The 3,449-nt window shown below is 35.7% G+C and carries 3 protein-coding genes; all 3 read right to left on the bottom strand.

The genetic code is table 11. The features are described from left to right. A partial coding sequence (gene ylqF / locus SINDD18_RS03190) for a ribosome biogenesis GTPase YlqF (RefSeq protein ID WP_061863045.1) occupies positions 1-717 on the bottom strand: 717 nt, incomplete at its 3' end. 168 nt (positions 718-885) lie between these two features. Beyond that, positions 886-1,227, bottom strand: coding sequence for an Imm40 family immunity protein (gene imm40, locus SINDD18_RS03185; protein ID WP_061863044.1), 342 nt, complete (start codon positions 1,225-1,227; stop codon positions 886-888). Positions 1,228-1,303: 76 nt separating this feature from the next. Next, entirely contained in the window at positions 1,304-3,316 is a 2,013-nt protein-coding gene (locus tag SINDD18_RS03180; RefSeq protein WP_061863043.1) for a glucosaminidase domain-containing protein, read from the bottom strand. Positions 3,317-3,449 lie beyond the last annotated feature (133 nt).

Genomic DNA, 3,449 nt, shown 5'->3' with positions numbered 1-3,449 from the left:
GATAATTTCTGGAGCCTCATCGTCCAGATTCATTTGTTTGAAACGTTCTTGAAGCTTTTCAGGATAATGCGTTTTAAAGTAATTGAGACCGAAAATCGTTACCTCATCCATTGGAAGTAACTGATCCTTGATTGCTCCCGTAAGGGCAAGTTTGAGTGCAACAGTTTCATCTTCAAATTTTGGCCAGAGAATCCCTGGAGTATCCAAAATTTCTAAATCCTTATTGGTTTTAAGCCATTGCTGGCCTTTTGTCACACCAGGTTTATTACCAACTACAGCAATTTTCTTACCAGCTAAACGGTTCATCAGAGTCGATTTACCAGCATTTGGAATCCCGATAATCATGGTACGCAAGGTTTCGATTTGAATACCACGTTCTTTTTGACGAGCAATCTTATCTGCCATGAGTTTCTTAGCAGCATCCGTTACGACTTTTACTGTTATTTGCTCTTTAGAATTGATAGCAAGTGTTTGAATGCCTTGTGATTCAAAGTGCTGACGCCATTCTTTTGTTAATACTGGGTCCGCAAGGTCTGCCTTGTTTAAAATTAATAGCCTTGGTTTGTCCCCGATGATTTTAGTCAGCATCGGATTTTGACTAGACAAGGGCAAACGTGCATCTACTAAAACTGTTACAAAGTCAACAAATTTTATATTTTCCTGGACCTGACGACGTGCTTTGGACATATGGCCAGGAAACCATTGAATAGTTGCCATTCTGTAAAATTCCTTTCTTTTATTGGAATTGTATCTATTTATCCATATTAAAAAACTAAATAGATATCATTTTTCATAAAATAAATCACTATCTTTTATTATAACACGATTTCTCATATTTGACGCTTGATTCAATGCAGTTGGCTAAATGTTTTCTAAGTAAATTAGTCACAAATTAAATTCCTCATTGTCTAAAACGTCTAAAACGATTGAAAAATAATAGTGTTCACCATTATTTTTAACATAGTTGCTGATATACTTTTCTGTTTGATGAATGGATTTGCTACAATCGCTAGTCGAATTTTGTTTTTCGTAATACCAATTGTCATAAGTATGTGTTAATTGACCATTTTTGTAGCAAAACACATCTCCACCTAATATGGTCAGATTATTCGCTTTGACAATAGCAAGTAAGTCTAGGATAACTGAGGAACTATAAGCGTATGCATTAATCCCTAAGTGTTTTAGATTTATCCCTCTTTTGTGCATATGTTCAAAATTCAGTTTCATAAAGGAAATTCCTCGAGTTTCTCTTGATAAGCAAAATCGATAACCACTTTGCAGTCGTTATCGATTTTAATGTTTCTTAATCTTTTTCACCAAGCTGGCTGTTGATTCTCATCATGATACTTGCAATTTTTTCTCCCCAGTATGGATCTGAGGCATAAAGAACATTCATCCCTGACGCTTTATTTCCAAGGTATGTTCTGCCATTATCGATGTAATTTTCGCGGATCCACTTGGCTGCACCCAAGATACCCTTATCAACATCATCAAAGCTTTTAGCTGAATCATATGGTGTTGTATCATAAGCGGCAATGCCAAAGAAGTTGTTTTTATCCTTAGCAATTTGGCTACGTCCCCATGAACTTTCTATGGCACTATGGGCGATTAGATAGAGAGCGTTAATCTGATAGCGTTTCTCAGCTTCTTTAAAGATTGCTCCCTTACCTGCTAGACGACTTCCTTTGATATTCATAAGAGAATATACTTTATCTAATTCTTCAGCTGTATAATTGGTTGGTTTTCTTAAATCTCTAAATAAGAAAGGATTTTCAACTGTAAAGTTTTCAAAGTTAATGCCATCAGCTGAATAGTATTTTTTACCAATGGTCATTGATGAGCTATGAGGGGCTACACGGATACTTGCGTACGGTGACAACTCATGGTAGAGATAGTTACCATCAGTGGCATAGTGAGGGATGAAATCACTATCTGAGCTGACCGCTACTAGATCACTCTTGTTCATATATCCTGAAAGACCTGAAATTTTGACTGGAAGTCGACCATCTTTGGTTTCAGTTCCATCAATCGATACAATACTTCCTTGCGAAATATAGCTAAGTTTATCACCAGAAGCACTATATACATTTGCTGTAATGGGTTTTACTTTATAGTATGCAGCTGTATCAGAAATCCATTTTCCGTTACTTTGGAAAGTATAGTCTTTCCCGTTAATGGTGAAGTTACCAGTTACATAGGATCCGTCTTCTTTTAGATAATACCAAGCATTATAAATCTTATCAAAAATCCATTCATTCTTAGCCATATAGCCAAAAGATTTTAGATAGTAAGCACCCTGCCACTGATTTTCAGCATATGTACCATCAGGTTTGGTATAGAACCAGCTATCGTATTTCTTATCGAAGATCCATTCATTTTCAGCCATAGCTCCACTATCCTTAAGATAGAATTTCTTTTTCCAGGTGCTACTTTCCATCACACCTTCAGCGTCAAAGTGATACCAGCTATTTTTGATTTTTTCCCATTTGTTTCGTGTGATTTTACCAGATGCGTCGGCGTAACACCACTTCTCTACAATTTTTACCCACGATGATTCAGCTAGAGATCCATTTTTATTGAAAAGATAGTCCTTGTAAATCGTTTCACTGAGCATGGCGCCATCTTTGTCGAAGAAATACCAGACATTCTTGATTTTTTCCCACTTATCACGAGAAATTTTTCCTTCTTGATTCCCATAATACCATTTGTCAGCAATTTTTACCCATGTATTTTCTGCTAAGGCTCCACTACTATTGAACAAATAGTCATTGTAGATAACATTACTGATCATGATACCATTTTCATCAAATCGATACCAAACACCAGCTATCTTTTTCCAATTATTACGAGTAACTTTCCCGTCCTCAGTGGCATAATACCATTGGTCGTCAATTTTCACCCAAGAAGATTCTGCTAAGGCACCGCTATTATTCAAAATATAATCATTAAAGATAGTATTACTAAGCATGATGCCTTCTTGATTGAAATAGTACCAAACACCAGCTATTTTTTTCCAATTCGAAACGGGCTTATTATTCTCATAATATCGCCATTGGTTATTTTCTTTTTGCCAACCTTCTTTATTGGCTACCTCAACAACTGCTTCTTTTGAAGCTTGCTCCTTAGTGTCAGGGGTTTGAGAGGTTACTTTTTCAGCCTTATTTTGATTTTTCTTCTCATTTCCTGCTGTATTCGAAGAAGTTCTTTCTGATGTTTGAACATTATTGGTAGCTTGAGAATCCTCGGCATAGACGGTCGTTTTTGCAAAACCTGCCATAGAGAGGGCAACTGTACTTGCCAGCAATATTTTTTTCATTCTTTTCTCCTTACAAATACCTAGATATTGTATTTGATATTTCTATATATTGTGTAAAAAACAGTATTTATCCACTATATTATACAATATTCTTTTAAATATAAAAGTAGTATCTTTCAGAAGAAAGAAACTT

The sequence above is a fragment of the Streptococcus infantis genome (assembly GCF_001579645.1).
Lineage (GTDB): Bacteria > Bacillota > Bacilli > Lactobacillales > Streptococcaceae > Streptococcus > Streptococcus infantis_E.
This window is presented reverse-complemented; position numbering and strand designations above follow the sequence as displayed.